Source organism: Virgibacillus carmonensis (assembly GCF_057836705.1).
In genome coordinates this window covers 1-577 of sequence record NZ_JBYQFJ010000302.1, presented here as the reverse complement: position 1 = coordinate 577, position 577 = coordinate 1, and the positions used below count along the sequence as shown (strand labels likewise).

At 43.5% G+C, this 577-nt stretch carries 1 protein-coding gene; it reads right to left on the bottom strand.

The window, feature by feature from the left end; genetic code table 11:
• Positions 1–577: amidohydrolase family protein (locus AC3G7N_RS21995; protein ID WP_489424247.1), on the bottom strand; the 577-nt coding region annotated here is incomplete at both ends.

Sequence of the window (577 nt, the reverse complement as noted above, 5' to 3'; positions counted from 1 at the left end):
CAATGGTCGTAGGGTCTGAATCCAGCACGGCAAAGTCTGCTAGTTTGCCAACTTCTATACTGCCAACATTCGCTTCATCACTGTTTAACTTTGCTCCATCAATGGTCATCGTCTTCAATGCTTTCTCAACACTAATACATTGATCTTCCCCAAGCACTTCACCCTCCATCGTTCTACGATTTACCGCCGCCCAAATGGAAAACAAAGGGGATATCGGTGTGATTGGACAATCCGAGTGCAACGTATACAGTATATCCCGTTTTAACGCGTCTGCTAGCGGATTAATTTTGCTTGCTCGTTCTGGTCCTAAGAAAATATTTTTATGCCTATCACCCCAGTAGTAGACATGGTTGATGAAAAATGAACCGGCAACATCTAAAGAGCGCATTCGATCCAAATCCTCCAAAGTGGCCGTTTGTACATGCTCAATCCGATGAAGATGATCTTCACGTGGTTCATTTGCTAACGCATTCTCATAAGCATCTAAAATAGAACCAATCGCCCGGTCACCATTACCATGAACGGCAATACGAAATCCTCGCTTGTGTAAATCTAGTACCTCCGCATTAAAATCATC